Origin of the sequence: Bradyrhizobium nitroreducens, from assembly GCF_002776695.1 — a bacterium.
In the GTDB taxonomy this organism is placed as follows: Bacteria; Pseudomonadota; Alphaproteobacteria; order Rhizobiales; family Xanthobacteraceae; genus Bradyrhizobium; species Bradyrhizobium nitroreducens.
Window position 1 is genome coordinate 6591659 of record NZ_LFJC01000003.1, and the last position, 20981, is coordinate 6612639.

At 64.2% G+C, this 20981-nt stretch carries 20 protein-coding genes; 16 read left to right on the forward strand and 4 right to left on the reverse strand.

All coding sequences use genetic code 11. From position 1 onward, the window contains the following. Positions 1 to 21: 21 nt before the first annotated feature. From mce to TSA1_RS31360, 9 genes are all read left to right on the forward strand, one after another. On the forward strand, positions 22 to 426 hold the full coding sequence (mce, locus tag TSA1_RS31320; RefSeq protein ID WP_097662509.1) for a methylmalonyl-CoA epimerase: 405 nt from the start codon (positions 22 to 24) through the stop codon (positions 424 to 426). 9 nt (positions 427 to 435) lie between these two features. Next, complete coding sequence (locus TSA1_RS31325) at positions 436 to 711, forward strand: DUF1467 family protein (protein WP_100179695.1); 276 nt, start codon at positions 436 to 438, stop codon at positions 709 to 711. A gap of 29 nt (positions 712 to 740) precedes the next feature. Beyond that, entirely contained in the window at positions 741 to 1088 is a 348-nt protein-coding gene (locus TSA1_RS31330) for a hypothetical protein (RefSeq protein WP_100179696.1), read from the forward strand. Positions 1089 to 1123: 35 nt separating this feature from the next. Next, positions 1124 to 2410 (forward strand): S-methyl-5-thioribose kinase, encoded by a 1287-nt coding sequence (gene mtnK, locus TSA1_RS31335; protein ID WP_100179697.1) that lies wholly within the window; start codon positions 1124 to 1126, stop codon positions 2408 to 2410. Positions 2411 to 2790: 380 nt separating this feature from the next. Beyond that, positions 2791 to 4380 (forward strand): ABC transporter substrate-binding protein, encoded by a 1590-nt coding sequence (locus TSA1_RS31340; protein ID WP_100179698.1) that lies wholly within the window; start codon positions 2791 to 2793, stop codon positions 4378 to 4380. A 59-nt stretch (positions 4381 to 4439) separates the two neighbouring features. Beyond that, on the forward strand, positions 4440 to 5363 hold the full coding sequence (locus TSA1_RS31345; RefSeq protein ID WP_100179699.1) for an ABC transporter permease: 924 nt from the start codon (positions 4440 to 4442) through the stop codon (positions 5361 to 5363). After that, positions 5360 to 6181 carry an ABC transporter permease gene (locus TSA1_RS31350; RefSeq protein ID WP_100179700.1) on the forward strand — a complete coding sequence of 274 codons (822 nt, stop codon included), beginning with the start codon at positions 5360 to 5362 and terminating at the stop codon, positions 6179 to 6181. Before TSA1_RS31345 ends, TSA1_RS31350 begins: the two co-directional genes overlap by 4 nt. Further along, entirely contained in the window at positions 6178 to 7158 is a 981-nt protein-coding gene (locus TSA1_RS31355; RefSeq protein WP_100179701.1) for an ABC transporter ATP-binding protein, read from the forward strand. The genes TSA1_RS31350 and TSA1_RS31355 overlap by 4 nt, the downstream gene beginning before the upstream one ends. Continuing rightward, complete coding sequence (locus tag TSA1_RS31360; RefSeq protein ID WP_100179702.1) at positions 7151 to 8203, forward strand: ABC transporter ATP-binding protein; 1053 nt, start codon at positions 7151 to 7153, stop codon at positions 8201 to 8203. Before TSA1_RS31355 ends, TSA1_RS31360 begins: the two co-directional genes overlap by 8 nt. Before the next feature lie 804 nt (positions 8204 to 9007). Here the strand turns inward: TSA1_RS31360 and TSA1_RS31370 are convergent. From TSA1_RS31370 to TSA1_RS31385, 4 genes are all read right to left on the reverse strand, one after another. After that, positions 9008 to 10033, reverse strand: a complete 1026-nt coding sequence (locus TSA1_RS31370) for an ABC transporter permease (RefSeq protein WP_100181440.1) — start codon at positions 10031 to 10033, stop codon at positions 9008 to 9010. 11 nt (positions 10034 to 10044) lie between these two features. Beyond that, positions 10045 to 11547 (reverse strand): sugar ABC transporter ATP-binding protein, encoded by a 1503-nt coding sequence (locus TSA1_RS31375; RefSeq protein WP_100179704.1) that lies wholly within the window; start codon positions 11545 to 11547, stop codon positions 10045 to 10047. Positions 11548 to 11553: 6 nt separating this feature from the next. Then, the gene (locus tag TSA1_RS31380) at positions 11554 to 12576 is read right to left on the reverse strand and encodes a sugar ABC transporter substrate-binding protein (protein ID WP_018320172.1); all 1023 of its coding nucleotides are present in this window, start codon (positions 12574 to 12576) and stop codon (positions 11554 to 11556) included. A 141-nt stretch (positions 12577 to 12717) separates the two neighbouring features. Next, positions 12718 to 13122 carry a globin gene (locus TSA1_RS31385; RefSeq protein ID WP_100179705.1) on the reverse strand — a complete coding sequence of 135 codons (405 nt, stop codon included), beginning with the start codon at positions 13120 to 13122 and terminating at the stop codon, positions 12718 to 12720. 482 nt (positions 13123 to 13604) lie between these two features. Here TSA1_RS31385 and TSA1_RS31390 point away from each other — a divergent pair, with 482 nt between their 5' ends. The 7 genes from TSA1_RS31390 to TSA1_RS31420 all read left to right on the forward strand — a co-directional run bounded on the left by TSA1_RS31390 (position 13605) and on the right by TSA1_RS31420 (position 20911). After that, positions 13605 to 13991 (forward strand): DUF2946 domain-containing protein, encoded by a 387-nt coding sequence (locus tag TSA1_RS31390; RefSeq protein ID WP_100179706.1) that lies wholly within the window; start codon positions 13605 to 13607, stop codon positions 13989 to 13991. 95 nt (positions 13992 to 14086) lie between these two features. Then, a complete protein-coding gene (locus TSA1_RS31395) occupies positions 14087 to 16492 on the forward strand; it encodes a TonB-dependent receptor family protein (protein WP_100179707.1) in 2406 nt (801 codons plus the stop codon). Positions 16493 to 16518: 26 nt separating this feature from the next. Beyond that, entirely contained in the window at positions 16519 to 17730 is a 1212-nt protein-coding gene (locus tag TSA1_RS31400; protein WP_100179708.1) for a sialidase family protein, read from the forward strand. Further along, entirely contained in the window at positions 17727 to 18224 is a 498-nt protein-coding gene (locus TSA1_RS31405; protein ID WP_100179709.1) for a TlpA family protein disulfide reductase, read from the forward strand. The genes TSA1_RS31400 and TSA1_RS31405 overlap by 4 nt, the downstream gene beginning before the upstream one ends. Before the next feature lie 28 nt (positions 18225 to 18252). After that, complete coding sequence (locus TSA1_RS31410) at positions 18253 to 18789, forward strand: copper chaperone PCu(A)C (RefSeq protein WP_100179710.1); 537 nt, start codon at positions 18253 to 18255, stop codon at positions 18787 to 18789. Positions 18790 to 18818: 29 nt separating this feature from the next. Beyond that, on the forward strand, positions 18819 to 19349 hold the full coding sequence (locus tag TSA1_RS31415) for a YcnI family copper-binding membrane protein (protein WP_100179711.1): 531 nt from the start codon (positions 18819 to 18821) through the stop codon (positions 19347 to 19349). After that, the gene (locus TSA1_RS31420) at positions 19349 to 20911 is read left to right on the forward strand and encodes a copper resistance CopC/CopD family protein (RefSeq protein WP_100179712.1); all 1563 of its coding nucleotides are present in this window, start codon (positions 19349 to 19351) and stop codon (positions 20909 to 20911) included. Before TSA1_RS31415 ends, TSA1_RS31420 begins: the two co-directional genes overlap by 1 nt. Positions 20912 to 20981: the final 70 nt, after the last annotated feature.

Sequence of the window (20981 nt, forward strand, 5' to 3'; positions counted from 1 at the left end):
ATGCGCTGAGGGAGAAGGAACATGCTGGGTCGCCTCAACCATGTCGCGATCGCGACCAAGGATGCCGTCAAGGCCGCGAAGATCTACGGCACGGCGTTCGGCGCCCAGATCTCGGAAGCCGTGCCGCTGCCCGAGCACGGCGTCATCACGGTGTTCGCCACGCTCCCCAACACCAAGATCGAATTCATCGAGCCGCTCGGCGAGGCCTCGCCGATCGCAAAATTCGTCGAGCGCAACCCCGACGGCGGCATCCACCATGTCTGCTACGAGGTCGTGGACATCATCGCCTCGCGCGACACGCTGGTGAAGGAGGGGGCCCGCGTGCTCGGCGATGGCGTGCCCAAGATCGGCGCCCACGGCAAGCCGGTGCTGTTCCTGCACCCGAAGGACTTTTCCGGCGCGCTGGTCGAAATCGAGCAGGCATAAGGCCGCCCCATGGCCATCCAGATCTCGACCGCGATCGCGATTTACTTCGTCATCTGGTGGATCGCGCTGTTCCTGACGCTGCCGTTCGGCGTGCGCAGCCAGCACGAGGACGGCGGCGGCGCGCCCGGCACGGACCCCGGTGCACCGATCCTGACCCGGATGGGCCGCAAGCTGATCTGGACAACCATCATCTCGGCGATCATCTACGGCGCGGGTCTTGCCGCCTATCACGCCGGCTATCTCTCGATCGAGCGCCTGTCGAAATTGATGGGCATGCCGTTTTAGGCTTTTTGGATCCTGCTTTGGGGGGACGAATGACTTTTCAGAGGATCGTCATCGCGCTTCTGGTGTTGATCGTGGCCGGTCTCGGCGCCGTCGGCTATTTCGAGTGGCGAATGGCGGTGCAGGTGCGCACCCTGAAGGCGTTCGTCGAGGGCTATGTCTTCAACGAAGCCGTCATGGCCTGCGAGCAGGCCAAGAGCTCGACCCCGTTCAAATGGAACGGCGGCAAGAGCACCTCGGTGATCGGCCTCAACTCCGTCAAGCTGGACAAATACACGGTCAGCGCCAGCTACACGCTGGTGGCGGACCTCGTTTATTGTGATTACGATCCGATCAAAAGAAAGGCCGAGATCGGCTCGAGCTTCCTGGAGCGGGAGTAACGATCCGGCCATGCCAAGCATGGGATGGGATCGTCATGGCGCAGGGGCAGGGAGACTACCGGATTCTGCATGAGGCCGATTTGCGGGATCATCTCGCAGGCCTGCCGGATCTGACGGCGCGCCTCGGCGGCGATCCGGCTGCCTGGGACATTACCGAGGTCGGCGACGGCAACCTCAACCTCGTCTTCATCGTCAAGGGCACGAGCGGCGGCGTCGCCGTGAAGCAGGCGTTGCCTTATGTCCGCCTCGTCGGCGAGAGCTGGCCGCTGCCGCTGTCGCGGGCCCACTACGAATATCTCGCGTTGTCACGCCAGGCGGAGCTCGCACCCGGCCTCGTGCCGGCTCTGCTGCATCACGACGAGACTCTCGCGCTGACGGTGATGGAGCTGCTCGAGCCCCACATCATCATGCGCAAGGGGCTGGTCGCGGGCACGCAATATCCCGGCTTCGCCGGTGACATCACCACCTTCATGGCGCGGACGCTGTTCTTCACCTCCGACCTTGCGCTGTCGGCGGCCGAGAAGAAGGAGGGCATTGCGGCCTTCGCCGGCAACCATGCGCTCTGCAAGATCACCGAGGACCTGATCTTCACCGATCCCTACCGCATCGCCGAGCAGAACCGCTGGACCGCGCCCTATCTCGATGCGCTCGCCGTCAGCCTGCGCGACGACATGGAGCTGCACGTTGCCGTCTCCCGGCTGAAGCTGAAGTTCATGGCAAGCCCCGAGGCGCTGCTCCATGGCGACCTCCACACCGGCTCGATCATGGTCACGGCCAGCCAGACGCGGGTGATCGACCCCGAATTCGCGTTCTATGGCCCGATGGGCTTCGACGTCGGCGCCGTGATCGCCAACCTCCTGATGGCTTATTTCGCCTCCGCCGGCCACGAGCGCGCCCCAGGCGAGCGGGCCGCGTTCGAGGCCTGGGTGCTGGAGACGATCGAGCAGGTCTGGATCGGGTTTGCCCGCAAGTTTCTGGAGCTCTGGCGCACAGCGGGCACTGGCGATGCCTATCCGGTCTCGCTCTTTGCCGGCCCGCAGGGCGCGACGCGCCTCGAGGCCGAGCGCCAGACCTACATGCAGCGCCTGTTCACTGAGGTCGTCGGCTTCGCCGCCGCAAAGACCATCCGCCGCATCTTCGGCCTCGCCCATAACATCGACTTCGAGCTGATCGAGGATGCGAAGACGCGGGCGATCAGCGAAGCACGCGCGGTGCGGCTGGCGCGGGCGATGATGGTGGAGACCGGGACTTTTCGGACGATCGGCGATGTGACGGGCGCCGCGCGGAAGCTGCGGAACTGGATGCCGGAATTGTCGGGCTGACGAAGACTTTCTGCGAGGAGGGGGCTCCACACTCCGTCATTGCGAGCGTAGCGAAGCAATCCAGAATCCCTCCGCGGAAAGAATCTAGATTGCTTCGTCGCAAGAGTTCGTCGCAATGACGTGGCGAAGCCTTCGCTCCCAATGGCGGGGGAGGCCGCGGACGGTTGCCAACGGTGACCCATCGTCATGTTCGTTCGATGACGCACCGCGTCAATCGGCGGCTTGCACCGGCCGCGGGATGCAACCTGCGTCCCCGGGGTCTCCGTCGAAGGGCTGCCATCTGGAACCGGGATAGGTCACCACCAAAACGAAGCTTGCGTTCGACGGGTGACGAATGATCAAATCCCTGATCGGCACGCACCTGCGTTGTTGGGGGACTCATGATGTTCAGGATGATTGCGATCGTCGCGGGGGTTGGGCTGGCGCTGGCCGCCACGGCGGAGGCCCAGACGCCGCGCAAGGGCGGAACCATCCGCATGACCGCGCCGTATGGCTCGAGCTTCACGAGTCTCGACATTCACACCACGCAGCGCGCCCAGGACGAGATCTACGCCAAGGCGCTGCATCGCTCGCTCTACATCTGGAATTCGGCGGAAGGAAAGCCGGTTCTGGAGCTCGCCAAGGAGGACGTGGTCTCGGGCGGAGGCCTGGTTCATACCTTCAAGCTGCGCGACGACGCCTATTTCCACAACGGCCGGAAGATGACCGCGGACGATGTCATCTGGTCCTACAACCGCATCATGGACGGCACCAAGGCCTTTCCCGGTGCGCGCTTCGTGCGCGTCATCGAGGGGGCCGCGGCGGTCGAGAAGGGCCAGGCCAAGGAGATCTCCGGCCTGAAGAAGATCGACGATTTCACCATCGAGATGAAGCTGACAGAGAAGGTCGATCCCGGCTTCTACTTCTTCACCGCGCTGACCTCGATCTATCCCGCCGACGAAGGCGCCAAGGAGAGCTTCATCCAGCATCCGATCGGCCTCGGGCCGTTCAAATTCGTCGAGCACGTGCCGGGATCGCGCATCGTGCTGGAGCGATGGGACCGGTTCTACAAGCCGGGCAAGCCTTATGCCGACAAGGTCATCGTGTCGATCATGGCCGAGGCCGCCGCCCGCGACGTCGCCTTCCGCAACAAGGAGATCGACACCTCGGTGCTGGGACCTGCGCAATACGTGGCGTATCAGTCCGACGCCGCCCTCAAGGGCACCATCGTCGAGGTCGCCGAGGTCTTCACGCGCTACATGGGCATGAATCCCTCCTTCAAGCCGTTTTCCGACAAGCGCGTGAGGCAGGCGATCAACTACGCGATCGATACCGATCTGATCATCAACAAGCTGGTCAAGGGCAAGGCCTATCGCGCCACCAGCTGGTTGCCGCTGACTTCGCCCGCCTATGACAAGGCGATGAAGCCTTACGCCTACGATCCCGCCAAGGCCAAGCAGCTGCTCGCCGAGGCCGGCTACCCCTCAGGCTTCGAATTCGAATGGACCACCAGCCAGAACGAAAGCTGGGGCCTGCCGATCGTGTCGGCCGTGATCGCGATGCTGGACAAGGTCGGCATCAAGGTGAAGGTGAAGCAGGTCGAGACCGCGGTGCTGGCGGAGGTGGTGCGCAGCGGCGACTATCAGGCCTTCATCTATTCCCAGGCCAGCGGTCCTGACCCGCTGGCCGCCCTCAAATGCTTCCACTCGGCGACGCCGCAGCCGGCCTGCAACTACATGACCTACAAGAACGCCGATTTTGACAAGATCGTCGACCAGGCAGGGCAGGCCGACGACGGCGCAAAGCGCATCGAATTGCTGCAAAAGGCCAATGCGCTGCTCTATGACGAGGCGCCGGTCTGGTTCTTCAACTACAACAAGGCGGTCATGGCGGTGCAGCCGTGGCTGAAGGGAATTCAGCTGAATGCGACGGAGCTGACCCACCAGAACGTCGAAGACCTCTGGGTCGACGAGACCTCGCCCGCGAAGTGACAGACGCTCTCGCGCTCCCTCCATCGTAGCGAACGGTGGAGGGGGAGAGGAAAGTGCCGATGCTCTCGTTCCTGTTCCGTCGCCTGCTGCAGACCATTCCGACCGTGCTCGCGGTCGTGCTGCTGGTCTTCGTGCTGTTCAGCGTCGTTCCCGGCAGCATCGTCTCCTCCATGAGCGACGATAGCGATCCCCAGGTCGAGCTGCGGATGAAGAAGCAGCTCGGCCTCGACGATCCCGTCTATGTGCGGTTCGGCGCCTACATTGCCAAGCTCGCGACCGGTGATTTCGGGACGTCGTTCCGGACCCGCGAGCCTGTTACGACCATGATCGCCAAGCGGGCATGGCCGACGCTGCAGCTCGTCTTCGCCGCCATGGCGTTTGCCGTCGTCGTCGGTGTGCCGCTGGGTTTCATCGCGGCGCTGAAACCGGGCGGCATCGTCGATACGCTTGCCATGGTCGTTGCGGTGTCGGGCCTGTCCATCGCCAAATTCTGGCTCGGGCTGGTCCTGATGTACCTGTTCGCGCTGAAGCTCGGCTGGCTGCCGAGTTTCGGCTACGGCGACGGCGGATTGAAATATCTGCTGCTGCCGGCCGTGACGCTCGGGGTGTCGCCGATGGCGCTGTTTGCCCGCACGACCCGCGCCGCGGTCCTGGAGATCATGACCGCCGATTTCGTCCGCACCGCGCGCTCCAAGGGCATGAGCGAGACGAGGGTGGTGAAATGGCATGTGATGCGCAACGCGCTCGTCATCATCCTCACCACCGTCGGTCTGCAATTCGGCGCCTTGATGGGGCAGGCGGTCGTGGTCGAAAAACTGTTCTCCTGGCCGGGCATCGGTTCGCTGCTGGTCGACAGCGTCCTGCAGCGCGACATCCCGGCCGTGCAGGGCTCCATTCTCGTGGTGGTGCTGGCCTTCCTCGCGATCAATCTCTTGATCGACGTGCTCTACGGCGTGATCGATCCCAGGATCCGATACGCATGAAGCTCCGCGCCAATCTCGTCATCGGGGGTTCGCTGTTCGCGCTTGCGATCCTGGTCGGCCTGCTCGCGCCCTGGCTCGCGCACACCGATCCCGTCATGGATGCCAATCTCATGAACGCGGAAGAGCCGCCGAGCTGGACCTGGTGGTTCGGCACCGACGACCAGGGCCGCGACATCTATTCCCGCGTCGTGTACGGCGCACGCGTCTCGCTGACGGTCGGGATCATCTCGCAGCTGATCAACAGCGTGATCGGCGTGGCCCTTGGCCTCAGCGCCGGCTACTTCGGCGGCTGGTGGGACGACGTCGTCAATGCCCTGACCAACCTCATGCTCGCGATCCCGTCGCTGATCTTCGCGCTGGCCATCATGGCGGTGCTCGGCCCCGGCCTCACCAGCCTCCTGATCGCGCTCGGTCTGACCAACTGGTCCTTCACCTGCCGGATCGCGCGGGCTTCGGCGCTGTCGCTGCGGAGCCAGGGCTATGTGCAGGCGGCGACCGTGCTCGGCTACGGTGATCTGCGCATCATGATCACGCAGCTGCTGCCGAACATGCTCGGGCCGCTCATCGTCATCGGCACGCTCGGCATGGGCAGTGCGGTGTTGTCGGAGGCCGCCTTGTCGTTCCTCGGCCTCGGCGTCCGTCCGCCCTTTCCGAGCTGGGGCAGCATGCTGTCGGAAGCCCGCGAGCAGATCACGACGGCGCCTTGGCTCTCGATCTTTCCGGGCCTCGCCATCTTCCTGACCGTGCTCGGCCTCAATCTGCTCGGCGACGGCCTGCGCGACATCCTCGATCCCCAATCGCGGAGCCGGCGCACATGACCGGCACGCCGCTGCTCGAGGTCGAGGACCTCAAGCTCGATCTCGATACCGGATCGGGGCGCGTTGCGGCGGCCGAGGGCGTTTCGTTCCGCATCGACCGCGGCGAGACCTTCGGCCTCGTCGGTGAATCCGGCTGCGGCAAGAGCATCACGGCGCTGGCCCTGATCGGCCTGCTGCGGCACCCCTTGTCGATCGGCGGCGGCGTCATTCGCTTCGAGGGCCGGGAGATCCAGCACCTGTCGGCCGCCAGACAGCGCGATCTGCGCGGCAACCGGATCGCGATGATCTTCCAGGAGCCGATGACGGCGCTGAACCCGGTCTCGCCCGTGGGCCGGCAGATCGCCGAGATGTTCGTGCTGCACAAGGGCAAGAGCTGGCGGGAGGCGGACCGGCTCGCGGTCGAGGCGCTGGCGAATGTCCGCGTGCCTGCGCCCGAGCGGCGCGTGAAGGACTATCCGCATCAGCTGTCCGGCGGCATGCGCCAGCGCGTGATGATCGCCATCGCGCTCGCCTGCGGTCCGGATCTGCTGATCGCCGACGAGCCGACCACCGCCCTCGACGTCACCGTGCAGGCCGAGATCATCGAGCTGATGCGGAATTTGTGCGCGGAGCGGGGAACCGCCATCCTGATGATCAGCCACGATCTCGGCCTCGTCGCCAATGTCTGTCGCCGCGTCGCCGTGATGTATGCCGGCCGCATCGTCGAGGAGCGCGGCTCGGCCGACATCTTCCGCGCGCCCTTGCACCCCTATACGCAGGGCCTCGTCGCCTCGCTGCCGCGGCTCGGCAGCCGCGCTGCGCTCGGCCGCGCCAGGCTCCAGGAAATCGCGGGCGTCGTTCCCGCCATCACCCATTTCCCCGATGGCTGCCGGTTCAATCCGCGCTGCGCGCAGGCGACCGAGATTTGCCGTACCGCGGCTCCGGATGTGGATTTGCTGGAGGCGGGCGGGTTGGTGAGGTGCCATCACCATGCATGAGCCGCACGACATGCCGGGTGAGGGAAGGCCGGACGACGATCTCATCCTCAGCGTTAGGGATCTCGCGGTTCATTTTCCGCTTGGCGGCGGCTTGCTGGGGGGCGGCAAGCGGCTGCTCCGGGCCGTCGACGGCGTCGATCTCAGCCTGAAGCGCGGCGAGTGCCTCGGCCTCGTCGGCGAGTCCGGCTCGGGCAAGTCGACGGTCGCCTTGTCGATCCTCGGCCTGCTGGCGCCGACGCGCGGCCGCATCACGGTGGATGGGCAGGTGGTGACGAGCCGCCAATCTGGCGATCGCAAGGCGCTCGCCCGCACCGTGCAGATCGTGTTTCAGGATCCCTATGCCTCGCTCAACCCGCGCCAGACCGTTCGTCGCACGCTGGAGGATCCTCTGCGCGTGCACGGGGTCACCGCGAAAAGCGAGATCGCGGACCGCGTCGCGGCGATGCTGAGGCATGTGGGCCTGCGGCCCGAGCAGGCCGACCGCTACCCGCACGAATTCTCCGGCGGCCAGCGCCAGCGCATCGGCATCGCGCGGGCGCTGATCCTCAATCCCAAGATCGTGATCTGCGACGAGCCGGTATCGGCGCTCGACGTCTCGATCCGCGCACAGATCATCAATCTGCTGCTGGAGCTGAAGGATACGCTCGGCCTGTCCTACATCATGATCAGCCACGACCTCGGCGTCGTCGAGCACATGAGCGACCGCGTCGCCGTGATGTATCTCGGCCGCATCGTCGAGAACGGCGACTGGCGCGAGATCTTCGAACGGCCCGCGCACCCCTATACGCGTGCACTGATCGCGGCCATCCCGGATCCCTTGCACCATGCTCCGCTGGCGACGACAGGGGGCGACCTTCCCAACCCGCTCAATCCGCCTAACGGCTGCGCATTCAGCCCGCGCTGTCGGTTTACGGTGGATGTATGCCGAAGCGAGCCGGGTCCGGTGTTGGAGACCCGCGCCGATGGACATGCGGTGCGGTGCTGGCGGAGCGAGGAGATTGCGGGGAGGTTGGCCGCGGCGGCGGATTGGGACGTAAACTCATAAAGTCGCGGATGTCCGGTTCTAAAACCGAAGCGGAATGATTGCGTTCGTCAGAGCAACTACCGATTTTGACCCGTTGCGGAAGTCGCGCGGGACCGGCAATATCCGTTGGTTGGTGACAGGCTCAATAGCAGAACATGGAAATTCAACATCGGGACCAGTTCTCCCAAATCGGGGGAGCGCGGATTGGTCTCATGAACGCTACATTTCCTCTGGCGCAGCTTTCGGCAAATCGAAATGCACTATCGCTTTCGTGCATGGGCACGGAGTATGTATTTCCGAGGGGCTATATCTCCTCACTTGCGAAGTACCGGGGGTTATTTTCTGTCGGTCTTCGTATCCACCACGGCATCCCGACGTACCCCGAATTTGTAGTATTTTGGATTGCGCTTCGTTGGGGGCGGACGAAATTCGCATCTCTCCAGGGGCGATTGGAGGCACTCGGCTACGCGGTGATCGAGTAGCGCCTGGGCGGTGGTCACGTCAGCTTGTGGCCCAACTCGGAAGTCAGGCAAAGCTCGGCTCTTGCGCTGCTATTGGAGGAGAAGCGGACTTTGCGGGAGGCAGGCATTTAAATGAGTACACGCCACAGTCGGAAATCTTGAGAAGGCTCTGCATTCGTTTGGCATCCTGTCTACCCCGTCCTTGCGGGCGCGGCGAACTCGTTGCTTCCACTGTGTTTTGCCTGACAGGTCAAATGCCAGTGCGGTCGCAGTCAGGCCAATGCGGTTTAGATAAGCACCTGAAATCCCTGACAGTTTCTACTGTGCATGGGGTTGTTTTCGTACTTTTTGCTTTGGCGGTCGTCTACGCCGCCGTCTTTTCCCGCAACCGCTGCGCATAAACATTGATCACCAGCGCCGCCAGCAGGATCAGGCCGCGGATCAGGATCTTCAGGAAGCTGTCGATGTTGACGTGATCGAGGCCGTTGTTGAGAACACCAAGAACGAAAAGCCCGACGATGGTGTTGCCGATGCCGCCGCGGCCGCCGAACAGGCTGGTGCCGCCGACCACGACGGCGGCAATGGAGTCGAGCAAATAGGTGTCGAACTCGTTCTGCTGCGCGCTGCCGAAATGGGCGACGCCCAGCATGCCGCCGATGCCGGAGCAGACCGCCGAGATCACCATCACGCTGCCCAGGATGAGCTTGACGTTGAGGCCGGAATATTCGGCCGCCTCGCGGTTGCCGCCGACCATGTAGACGTAGCGGCCGAAGCGCGTGTAGGTCAGCACCAGATGGCCGCCGAGCAGCATCACCGCAGCGACGATGACGAGCCAGGGAATGCCCGCGATCGAGCCGGAGCCTAGCGTCGTGATCAGGCTCGGCACCTTGTAGGCGATCTGGCCGCGCACCAAGAGCGCCGAGATGCCGGCGGCGATCTGCATCATCGCGAGCGTCATGATGAAGGAGGGGATGCCGATCACGGTCAGCCCCAGCGCGTTGACGAGGCCGAGCAGGGCGCAAAGCAGAATCGACAGGATGATCGCGACTGCGCCGGGCAGCGGGATGTTGGCGATGTTGACGTAGGATTCCTGCAACGTGAAATAGGCGACCGCGATGCCGGTGACGTTGGCGATGCTGGCGATCGACAAGTCGATCTCGGCGCAGAGGATCACGAAGGTGAGGCCGACCGCGATGATGCCCGTCACCGACACCTGGGTCAGGATGTTGCCGAGATTGTCCAGCGTCGCGAAAGAGGGGCTGGCGAAGGCGAAGAAGCCGGACAGGAAGATCAGGGTCAGGAACGGGGCGATGTTGCGCATCTGCGAGCGCAGGAACGGCGCAAGGCCCCGTGCCCGCCGCTCCCCCGCCAAAGCCGTCTCGCTGCTCATGTGCTTCTCCGTCACGCCGCTTCCAGCAGGCGGTCCTTGCTGACCGGCTCGTTCTTGAACTCCCGCACCATCGCGCCGCGCTTGAGTACGAGGATGCGGTCGGCCAGCGACAGCACCGTTTCCGGCTCGGTCGACAGCACGATGATCGCGAGCCCTTTTGTGCGGAGGTCGCGGACGATGTTGATGACATCGTTCTTGGCGCCGACATCCATGCCGCGGGTCGGCTCGCACAGCACCAGCAGCTTTGGCGGGTAGGTCAGCCATTTCGCCAGCGCAACCTTCTGCTGGTTGCCGCCGGAGAGCATGCCGAGGTCGAGGCCGACCACCGGCGGCCGGATCTGCAACTGCTCGACCTGACGCTTTGCGATATCGCGCTCCTGCGCCGGCTTGAGCAGCAGGGACGAGATGCGGTCGAGAATGCTGATCGAGATGTTCTTGTAGACCGGCTCCTGGTGAAACAGCATGTCGCGCCGGCTCTCCGGCACCAGCGCCACCCCGGCACGCCGCGCCGCCGCCGTGCTGGCGAAGGTCTTCGGCTTGCCCTCGACGGCAAGCGTGCCGCTGTCCGGCTTGAGCTTGCCGAACAGGATGCGGGACAATTCCTGTTGCCCGCAGCCCATGAAGCCGTAGATGCCGAGCACCTCGCCGGCGCGGGCCTCGAAGGAGATGTCCTTCAGGCTGCGCGCCAGCGACAGCTGGTCGACCTTCAGGATCACAGGGCTCTCGCTTTGCTGCGGCAGCATCAGATCGTCGCTGTAGCTGTGCTCGAGCGCCTCGCCGCCGCGGCCGATCATGGCCTCGATCAGCGCGCCCTTGCTGGTCGCAGCGCTCGCGGTCTCCGCGACCTTCCGCCCGTTGCGGAACACGGTCACCGTGTCGGACACGCGCAGGATATCCTCGATGAAATGCGAGATGAAGACGATTGCGGTGCCCTCTTCGCGCAGCCGCCGCAGCGTCGCGAACAGCCGCTCGACCTCGGGCGGGGAGAGGGCGGAGGTCGGCTCGTCCAGGATGACGATGCGGGCGCCGGAGAACAGCACGCGGGCGATCTCGATCAGCTGCTGCAGGCCGATCGAGAGGTCGCCGAGCCGGCTCATCGGATCGACGTCGAGACCCAGTCGTGCCAGCTGCTCGCCGGCCTCGCGTGCCATCCGCCGCCATTGCACCAGGCCCAGGGCATTGGTCGGCTGATTGCCGAGAAAGACGTTCTCGGCGACCGTGAGGTCAGGCGCGACCGAGAGCTCCTGATGCACCATGGCGATGCCGGCCGCGTGCGCGTCGCGCGCCGAGCGGAGATGCGTCTCCGCGCCGTCGATCAGGAAGCGGCCGGAGAATTCGGTGTGCACGCCGGCGATGATCTTCATCAGCGTGCTCTTGCCGGCGCCGTTCTCGCCGACGAGACCGTGGATCTCGCCGGGATAGAGCGCGAAGTCGACACCACGAAGCGCTTCGACGCCGCCGAAGCTCTTCGTGATGCCCTGCAGTTCAAGGATGGGCGAACGCACCTCGGGCATGAGAGTTCAGATCAGGAAATGATCCTGCATCCATTGCATCCCGGCGGCATTGGCCTTGGTCACGACCGGGCCGTCGGTGACGACGTTCTTGGGAATGCCCTGGCCGCTCTTCTCGCCGCCGACCACGGCGGAGACGCCCGCGATGATGGCGCCGCCATGGATGCGGCAGGAGGGATTGCGGACGGTCGCGAACATGCGCCCTTCGCTCACCGCCTGGATCGCCGGCGGCATGGCGTCGACGCCGCCGATCAGGATGTTGGTGCGGCCCCGGGCCTTCATGATGTTGGCGGCGGCCAGCGCCATGTCGTCATTGTGGAAGAACGCCGCATCGATCTGCGGGTACTTGGTCAGATAGGTTTCCCAGAGGCGTGCGGTCTTGGAGACGTCCCAGTCGGCGGGCTGGGTATCAAGCACCTCGATCCCGGGGAATTGCTTCACCGTGTTGGTGAAGCCTTTTGCCCGCCCTTGCGCGCCAGTGTGGCCGAGCGCGCCCTGCGTCATGATGATCTTGCCCTTGCCGCCCATCGCATTGCACAGCGCCTGGGTCACCGAGGCGCCCATGAATTCGTTGTCGGGCGCGAGGAAGGAGTGGACATTGATCTGGTCGAGCGGCGCAATCAGCGTGTCCATGTCGATCACGGGCGTGCCGGCATCGATCATCTTCTGCACGGGCTGGGTGAGGGTGCCGATGCCGAAGGCCTGGATGGCGACGAAGTCCCATTTCTGCGAGGCCATGTTGTCGATCGCCGCGCGCTGCTTCACCGCATCGAGCTGGCCGTCGAACCAGGTGACCTCGACGTTGAACAGCTTGCCCCAGAATTCGGCGGCCTGCTTTCCTTGCGCGCACCATGTCGCCTGAAGGCCCGCATTGGAGAACGCCGCCTTCAGCGGCTTCTCGCTGCGTCCGACCTCGGCTGCCAATGCGGGGTTTATGCCCATGCTGCCGAGAAGGGCAGCTCCGGCGCCGGCGGTCGCGGCCGCCTGAAGAAGATCGCGCCTCGTCGTCGAGAAATCTTTCGTCCCGGACATCGCTCGCTCCCATAATGTCTTGTCGTCGGCGCGTCATTGATTGCGCGACCGATGGCCGAAAGTGTCTCACAAGAGTTGGCATCACTCAATCTGCAATCACTCGCCGCGCTCGCAGCAACCGCGTTGGTGCAGCGCAAAGCGTCAGGCCGTCGCGCCGGCGAATGCGTCGATGTCGGCGAGCAGCTGATCCCAGGCGTGTGCGATCTCGTTGGACCATTCTTCGCCGAGCAGATCGCGCAAGCTATTCCTGATCACGGCGAAGAACGCGATGAACAGCTCGCGCGGCGTGCCGTAGCCATCGTGCGAGGTCGCCTCGCACGCGATCAGCCGGAAATGTCCGCTGCGCGCACAGGCGAAATCGAGAATCGCCTCGATCGTCAGCGCGAGCATCGATCCCTTGACCAACTCGCTGCCTTGCGAGCGGAACATCGCCTGCGTTTCGGGATGCGCGTCGAACAGGCGTTGATAGACGAGGGGCGTGAGATCCGCGCAGCGCGAGGCCGCGAGTTCGAAGCTGATTTCGATCGGATTGGACGCAGCATTCATCGGCGCTCCAGCCTTGCCAACAAACCTTGCAGACAAAAAAAGAGCGGGGCCCTGGCCCCGCTCAAAAATTGTGTCGACCCTATTATCCCCGATCTTAAGATTTGATCTTGATTGACGGGGCGACGCTGCATTTTGCGCGCCAGGGGCTCCTCCCGAGACTTGGACCACCAGACTTGAACCTCACGGCCAGCCTGAGCGAGAGGGATGCTAGATCAACTTTTCTCACTTGTCATCATTTTCGGCAACGAATGTTCAAAATTCGATCAATTGACGAAATGATCGGGCGCCTGATCCCGCAAGTATATGACAAATATACGAAATCTGTGGATGGCGGGTTGGCTTGACGTGCCTCAAATGCCCAACCCGGTGGCCGTGCTGGGGTACCGCGGCGACGGTTTTCGCCAAATTTGCGCTGGGCCAAGAAGACGGCGGAACTGACCTCGACTTGGGGGCGGCACGGTGTTTAGTTAGTGGACGAACGAATGGTTCGGCGGATGCGCGCTCGGCTTCAAAAATTCCTGCCCCTGGTCCTGCTCGCCCTGGCGATGCAGGTGCTGGCGCCGATTGCCGCCTGCTGGGCGACCGGCCAGGCCATTGCCGATCCGCTGTCTGCCGGCGTCATCTGCCACAGCGCGAACGAGCAGGGCGGCCTGAGCGATCAGACCGGCGGACCGACCGCGCATGCCGGCGCCTGCGCCCTGTGTTGCCTGGCCCAGGCCAACGCCTCGCTCGATTCGCCGACGCACACGACACTCCCGATTCCCGTCCGCCATGCCGAGCGCGTGGTGTGGCATCCGGCCCAAGCGTTCGCCATCGCCGCGCCCGAGGGCTCGATCGCCCAGGCGCGCGCCCCACCTCAATTTTCCTGACCTAGCGACAAACCGAGCCGTTGGCGCGCACCGTTGCTGGGCCGACGGCGTGCTCAATGGACCGGCCGACGCGCCGGATGTCAGGAATTCAAGTGATGTTACGCATACGTGCGATCGGAAGCGCGGGCTTGCCCGTGCTTGTCGGACTGCTGTCCCCGGTCGGTTCAGACGCGCTCGCCCAGGCTGCCTCGGAGGCGATTCCCGCTGTGACGGTTGAAGCGCAGGAGAGGTCCCGTCCCAAGCCCATTACTCGGCCCTCGCGACAGCGCTCCGCTTCGACGGCCCGCGCAGCGCGGCCGGTGGCACGGAACGCGACCGATGGCGCCGAGAGGCAAAACAATACGGCGAGCGCCGGCGAAGCGCGGGCTGGCCTCAACCAGTCGCCGGCCGGACAGACCACAACCACCGTCGATCGCAGCCAGTTCGACAGTCGCCCGTCGTTTTCGGTCAGCGACGTCTTGCGGGACAGCCCGGGCATCTCGATCAAGCAGGGTAACGGCCCCCGGGATTTCGGCATTTCGATTCGGGGCTCCAACGCCCGGAACGGCTTCGGCATCCGCAATCTCGTGATCTTCGAGGACGGCTTCCCGGTGACGCAGCCGGACGGCCTGTCGCGCAGCGATCTGATCGACCCCCACGCCTATGGCGCGATCGACGTGATCCGCGGCCCCTCATCGGCGCTCTATGGCAATTACGCGACCGGCGGCGCGCTCAATTTCCGCACGCGGCCGGGCGGCACGATCGACGGCGTCGAATATGGCGTCGACGGCGGCAGCTACGGCTACCTCAACAATTACCTGGCGGCCGGCAAGAAGGTCGGGAATTTCGAGGGCTCGCTGTTCGCCAGCGACACCAGGGGCGATGGCTATATCGGCAACAGCTGGTTCAACACCCAGACCGTCAACTTCCTCGGCACGCTCAAGGCGACGCCGGACGACCGCTTTACGGTCAAGATCATCAACAACGACCTCAGCGCGCGGCTGCCGCTGCGCCAATCGCTGAACCAATTCTACACCAATCCCTTCCAGCAGGGTTGTACGACCGGCACAGGGGCGGCCGGATGTCCCACCGTGTCTCTTTTCAACAACGGCTTCAACGGCGGCAAGGACACCGAGACAGCCACGCAAGCCGGGCTCGGGCGGAACGATCGCCGAACCATCGTTGGCGGCCGATGGGAGCACGACTTCGACAACACGATGACCTGGCGCAACCAGTTCGTGTTCGACGACCGGAACATCAGCCAGCCCACCGGCGCGACCAGCACGATCGGCGATTTTCCGTCGTATAATTACATGAGCGACATCACCAAGCGGGGCGAAATCTTCGGCATGGAGTCCACCACGTTGGTGGGCGCCTGGTACAATACGCTGGTGGCGTCGAGCGATACGCGCAACGTGATGCCGGGCGGAAACGCCACGCTGGGACTGATCTCGGCTAACACCTACAGCGATACGTCCAATTACGGCATACGGGCGAGGGAGGAATTGAAGCTCACGCCGGACCTCACCGCGATCGCCGGAATTGGATGGGAGACCACCATCCTGAAGGGCGTCAACACTCTCTACAAGTACAACACGTTCAACGTTCCGGTGGCGACGATACCTGCGCCCACCACCGTCAATCGCACGATCGAGAACACCGCGCCTGAATTTGCTCTGCTCTACAGGCTCAATCAGGAATGGCAGTTTCGCGGACGGGTCGCGACGGGGTATGGAACGCCGCAGGTGTCGAATCTGTTCGTTCTTCCGAACGGTGATTTCGGCAACAACACTCAGCTCCAGACGCAAACCAATGTCGGCTATGACCTCGGCTTTGATTGGACGCCAAGCAACGCGGTCAAGCTGAGTGCGACGGCGTTCTACGAGTTCTTCCGGAATGAGCTGGTCAACCAAGCCGCTAGCAATCCCAGCGCCAGCAACGCGACCTATACGTTCAACGCGCCGCGCTCAGAACATCGCGGCATCGAGCTCGCCGCGGACTGGAAGTTCCATCCCGGCTGGCGGTTCATGGCCGCGTACACGTATCTCGACGAGGTCTATACCGAATATGTCGAGAACATCACCAATGGCGCCGTGTTCAGCTTCAACCGTGCCGGTAACAAGATCCCTGGCATCTCGCCCAACGAGCTGACCGCCCGAATTGGCTACGACGAGTTCGCCGGGCCGCTGGCCGGCCTCGGTGGCTTCGTCGAGGTCCAATGGAAGGACTCCTTCTACATGGACAATGCAAATCTCTTGAAGGCGCCGGGCTATGAGCTCGTCAATGTCAACGTGCACTACAAGACCGACCTCGCGTCCGACACGTTCAGATCCCTGAACCTGTTTCTCGAAGTCAGGAACGTGTTCGACCGTATCTACGTCGCCTCTGCGAACAACATCTCCAATACGGTTACGGGGGCCGGCCTTCAAAATCCTGCGAGCGTGCTCGCAAACACGACGGGATCGATCTATGCGGGCTCGCCGCGCACATTCGTTGCGGGTATGAAGGTGGCGTTCAAATGATCCGGGCTCTCGAAGGGAGTAGGGCGGTGATGCGAACCGGCTTGTCCGCCATAATCGCCCTCGCATTCGTCCAAGGAACGGCGCTCGCACAGATGCGGGCACCGACCGCATCGGAAGCGGCCTGCGAGGAGCCGACGCTGCGCTGTGCGACCAAGGCTACGCCCGCCTTCGGTCCTGACGGGACGCTGTGGCTGGTCTGGATGGCGGGAGGGCAGGTCTCGGTCGCGAGTTCGCAGGATGCGGGCCGCAGTTTTTCGGCGCCGACCCATGTCACGACCAGGCGGCTGAATCTCGATTGGGGTCCGGACGCGCGGCCGAAGATCGTGGTCGATCGCAAGGGCGGCATCGCGCTCGCGTTCTCGACCTTCCGGGATGAGGCCTTCAACGGAGAGGTATTTTACACGCGCTCGGCCGACGGCGGGAAGAGCTTCGCGGAGCCGAAGCCCATCACCGGCAACAACGAGAGCCAGCGATTTGAGGCGCTGGCGCTCGATCAGGATGGAACGGTCTTTGCGGCCTGGCTCGACAAGCGCAATCGTGTTGCCGCGAAGGAGGCGGGGCGGAAATACGAGGGCGCGGCACTGTTCTTTGCCTCCTCGCGTGACGGCGGTGCCACCTACGCGGAGGCCGCTCTCGCGCGCGAGGGCACCTGCGAATGCTGCCGTTTGGGGCTGGCATTCGCGGCGCCCGGGCGGCCGGTTGCGATCTTCAGGAACATCTTTGAGGGCGGCGCACGCGACCACGCGGTCATGACCTTCACGGACGTCGCGACTCCAGGTGAGGTCCGCCGAATCAGCAATGACGATTGGCAGATCAATGCCTGTCCGCATCATGGGCCGAGCCTCACCGTTGCGCCGAACGGGACCTATCATGTGGTCTGGTACACGAACGGGAAGACGCGAAAGGGACTGTTCTATGCGCACTCGCGCGACGAAGGCCGCAGCTTCTCCACGCCCATGGCGCTGGGGCAGCCGGGCCGCAATCCGACGCGGCCCTTCGTGCTTTCGGGTCCTGCGGGGACGGTGATGGTCTGGAAGGAGTTCGACGGCGAGAAGACCTCGGTCCAGATGACGCTTTCCCGCGACGACGGCGAGACGTGGTCGCCGCCGAAGACGATAGCGAGCACGAGCGACACCTCCGATCACCCCTTGCTGATCTCCAACGGCAAGCAGACCTATTTGTCGTGGATGACGAAGGCGGACGGCTATCGGCTTACAGCCATCGAGGACCAGCCATGAGATTTCGATTTGCAGGTTTTGCCGGCCTTGTCGCTCTGATCGCTTCAGCGGCTGCGCTCGCCGCATCTCCAGCCCTGAAGCCATTCGAGCGCGGGACCTGGCAAAGCGTCCTCAGGGGACATGCCGGCCGCCCGGTGCTCGTGCATTTCTGGGGCGTAACCTGCGGCCCCTGCAAGGTCGAGCTGCCGCTGCTGGGGCAGTTCGCCAAGGATCATCCCGACGTCGACGTCGTCACCGTCAGCGCCGATCTCGTGCCGAACCTGCCGGCGGCAACGCAATCGATGCTCGACAAGGCGGGTCTGTCGTCGACCGAGAACTTCATCTTCAACGACGGCTTCGTCGAGCGCTTGCGGTTCGAGATCGACCCGGCCTGGCAGGGCGACATTCCCAGGACCATGCTGATCTCGCGGGAAGGGACCGTCACGACGATCGAAGGCTCGGCTGAAATGGCCGATCTCGAAAAATGGTCGGCGCAACAAAACTCAAAACACTGAAGCTCAAGTCTGCAAAGGGAACACCGACATGAAGACCATCTCGAAAAACGTGCTGCTCGCTGCGTTTGCTCTTGCGATCTCCGCGGCACCGGCGCTCGCCGACGACGTCAAGGCCGGCGATCTCGTCATCTCGCAGGCGTGGAGCCGGGCGACACCGGGCGGCGCCAAGGTCGCGGGCGGCTATCTCGTCATCGAGAACAAGGGGACGACGCCGGACAGGCTGGTCAGCGTGTCAGCTGATATCGCCGGCAAGTCCGAAATCCACGAGATGGCAATGGACAACGGCGTGATGAAGATGCGCCCGCTCGACAAGGGGCTCGCTATCGATCCCGGCAAGACGGTGAAGTTCGCGCCCGGCGGCTATCATTTGATGCTGCAGGAGCTCAAGGGACCGTTCAAGCAGGGCGACAAGGTGCCGGTGACGCTGCAATTCGAGAAGGCCGGCAAGGTCGCCGTCTCCCTCGACGTCCAGGGCGTCGGCGCGCAGGCCCCCGGTGATGCCGGGCATTCCGGCCACATGGACATGAAGAAGATGCCGGATCATTCGGGAATGAAAATGAAATGAGACTGATACGGACTCTCGAAAGGCTGATCATGTCGAAGCGCTCCTGCCTGTTCCTGATAGCCGCGCTCGGCGCCTCGCCGGCGGCGGCGCACGTGTCGCTCGAGACCAAGCAAGCCGCGGTCGGCACGTCCTACAAGGCCGTGTTCGTCATTCCGCACGGTTGCGCGGGCTCGCCAACGGTGAAGATCCGCGTCCAGATCCCGGAAGGGGTGATCGCGGTGAAGCCGATGCCGAAGGCGGGCTGGAGCGTCGATGTCGTCGAGGGCAAATACACCGCCGAATACGACTATCATGGCAACAAGCTGTCCTCCGGCGTGAAGGAGGTGGCGTGGTCCGGCGGCAAGCTGCCGGACAAGCACTATGACGAGTTCGTCCTCAGCGCCTTCCTCGCCAACAGCCTCAAGGCGAACACGACCCTGTACTTCCCTGTCGTCCAGGAATGCGAGACCGGCGTCAGCCGCTGGATCGAGATTCCGGCCGAGGGGGCAGGGCATTCGCATGACAGCAAGTCCGAGGGCAAATCGCCGGCGCCGGGCGTGAAGCTGCTGCCAAAGCCCTGATGCGCTTCTTCGCCGCGCTCGCGACCCTGCTTTTTGCTGCCGGCTTCGCGAGCGCGGCATGGGCGCATGCGGCCCTCGTCTCGGTCGAGCCGGCGAGCGGGAGCATGCTCGCGGCTCCGCCCAAGGCGGTGCAGCTGCGCTTCAGCGAGGCGGTGACGCCGGGCGCGATCCGGCTGATCGACGGCGCCGGGAGGGCGCGCGACGATGCGCGTGTCAGCGCATCCGGCGAGACGATTTCGGTCGCGATGCCGGCGGATCTGCCCGAGGGGACCGCGGTCGTCAGCTATCGCGTGATTTCGCAGGACGGTCATCCTGTCACGGGATCGGTGATCTTCTCCATCGGTACGCCGACGGCGACGAAGCCACCCGCCGCCAGGGACGGCGGATTGAACATGGTGATCTGGCTTGCCCGGGTCGGCCTCTATCTCGGACTGTTCGTTGGCGTCGGCGGCGTGTTCTTTGCGCGCTGGATCGCATGGTCGATGACCGGGATGGCCGTCCCGCGCGTAACGCTTGCCATCGGCATCCCCTGCGCTGCAGCGTCTGTTGGCGCGTTGGGCCTCGACCTTCTCGGCCTGCCGCCGTCAGCGATCACGACCGCCGCCCCCTGGAAGGTCGCGCTCGCGACCAGCGCCGGCCCGGCTTTGCTCGTGGCCGTCACAGCGATGCTGCTCGCGTTGGTGGCGCTGCGCAGCGCGTGGTATGCGCGCGCTGTTGCGCTCGTGGCGTTGGTCGGCGTCGGTCTGTCGCTCGCCATGACCGGGCACGCCGCAACGGCGCCGCCGGAGGCGCTGACGCGTTCGGCGATCTTCTTCCACGGCCTCGGCGTCGCCATCTGGATCGGTGCTCTCGCGCCGCTCATGACGCTGGTGTCGCGGCCGACGGCGGCGACGCTGCCGATTGTGAGCCGCTTTTCCCGCATCGCCGCGCTGGCGGTCGGCGTGCTGGCCTTGACCGGCCTCGCACTCGCGATCGTGCAGCTCGAAAAGCCGGGAGCTCTGGTTGCGACCCGCTACGGCTTGATCCTCTCGACCAAGCTTGTCCTGGTCACGGGATTGCTGGCGCTGGCTGCGCTCAATCGGTTCCGGCTGACTCCGGCTCTGGCCCGGAACGGGGCAGGAGCGCACGCGCTGAAGCGCTCGATCCTGATCGAATGCGCCATTGCCCTGGCGATCCTCGCCCTGGTCGCCGGCTGGCGCTTCACGCCGCCGCCGCGCACCATCGTTCCCGAGACGCCGTTGGCGATCCACATCCACAGCGACAAGGCGATGTTCCAGGTGCTGGTGTCGCCCGGCAGGCCGGGCGTCGATGATTTCGTGCTCCAGCTCATGACCGGCGAGGGGACGCCGCTTGCGGCCAAGGAAACGACGTTGACGCTGAGCCTGCCCGAGCGCGGCATCGAGCCGATGGAGCGGAAGGCTTCGCTCGGGCCGGACGGCTACTGGCATGTGCGCAAGGTCGAGCTTCCCTTTGCCGGCCGGTGGCACGTGCGGATCGACGCGCTGGTGAGCGACTTCGAGCAAATCACGCTGGAGGATGAACTCGACGTCACGCCGCCCTAATGTGGGGCTCGCACTGAACTTGAAGTCCGACGGAAAAATGACAGGAATTCCGATGCGTTAGCGGCTTTTC

Bases quoted from the DNA above. Each gene is read 5' to 3' on its own strand.
- mce (WP_097662509.1), top strand. From the start codon at position 22: ATGCTGGGTCGCCTCAACCATGTCGCGATCGCGACCAAGGATGCCGTC.
- TSA1_RS31325 (WP_100179695.1), top strand. From the start codon at position 436: ATGGCCATCCAGATCTCGACCGCGATCGCGATTTACTTCGTCATCTGG.
- TSA1_RS31330 (WP_100179696.1), top strand. From the start codon at position 741: ATGACTTTTCAGAGGATCGTCATCGCGCTTCTGGTGTTGATCGTGGCC.
- mtnK (WP_100179697.1), top strand. From the start codon at position 1,124: ATGGCGCAGGGGCAGGGAGACTACCGGATTCTGCATGAGGCCGATTTG.
- TSA1_RS31340 (WP_100179698.1), top strand. From the start codon at position 2,791: ATGATGTTCAGGATGATTGCGATCGTCGCGGGGGTTGGGCTGGCGCTG.
- TSA1_RS31345 (WP_100179699.1), top strand. From the start codon at position 4,440: ATGCTCTCGTTCCTGTTCCGTCGCCTGCTGCAGACCATTCCGACCGTG.
- TSA1_RS31350 (WP_100179700.1), top strand. From the start codon at position 5,360: ATGAAGCTCCGCGCCAATCTCGTCATCGGGGGTTCGCTGTTCGCGCTT.
- TSA1_RS31355 (WP_100179701.1), top strand. From the start codon at position 6,178: ATGACCGGCACGCCGCTGCTCGAGGTCGAGGACCTCAAGCTCGATCTC.
- TSA1_RS31360 (WP_100179702.1), top strand. From the start codon at position 7,151: ATGCATGAGCCGCACGACATGCCGGGTGAGGGAAGGCCGGACGACGAT.
- TSA1_RS31370 (WP_100181440.1), bottom strand. From the start codon at position 10,033: ATGAGCAGCGAGACGGCTTTGGCGGGGGAGCGGCGGGCACGGGGCCTT.
- TSA1_RS31375 (WP_100179704.1), bottom strand. From the start codon at position 11,547: ATGCCCGAGGTGCGTTCGCCCATCCTTGAACTGCAGGGCATCACGAAG.
- TSA1_RS31380 (WP_018320172.1), bottom strand. From the start codon at position 12,576: ATGTCCGGGACGAAAGATTTCTCGACGACGAGGCGCGATCTTCTTCAG.
- TSA1_RS31385 (WP_100179705.1), bottom strand. From the start codon at position 13,122: ATGAATGCTGCGTCCAATCCGATCGAAATCAGCTTCGAACTCGCGGCC.
- TSA1_RS31390 (WP_100179706.1), top strand. From the start codon at position 13,605: ATGGTTCGGCGGATGCGCGCTCGGCTTCAAAAATTCCTGCCCCTGGTC.
- TSA1_RS31395 (WP_100179707.1), top strand. From the start codon at position 14,087: ATGTTACGCATACGTGCGATCGGAAGCGCGGGCTTGCCCGTGCTTGTC.
- TSA1_RS31405 (WP_100179709.1), top strand. From the start codon at position 17,727: ATGAGATTTCGATTTGCAGGTTTTGCCGGCCTTGTCGCTCTGATCGCT.
- TSA1_RS31410 (WP_100179710.1), top strand. From the start codon at position 18,253: ATGAAGACCATCTCGAAAAACGTGCTGCTCGCTGCGTTTGCTCTTGCG.
- TSA1_RS31415 (WP_100179711.1), top strand. From the start codon at position 18,819: ATGTCGAAGCGCTCCTGCCTGTTCCTGATAGCCGCGCTCGGCGCCTCG.
- TSA1_RS31420 (WP_100179712.1), top strand. From the start codon at position 19,349: ATGCGCTTCTTCGCCGCGCTCGCGACCCTGCTTTTTGCTGCCGGCTTC.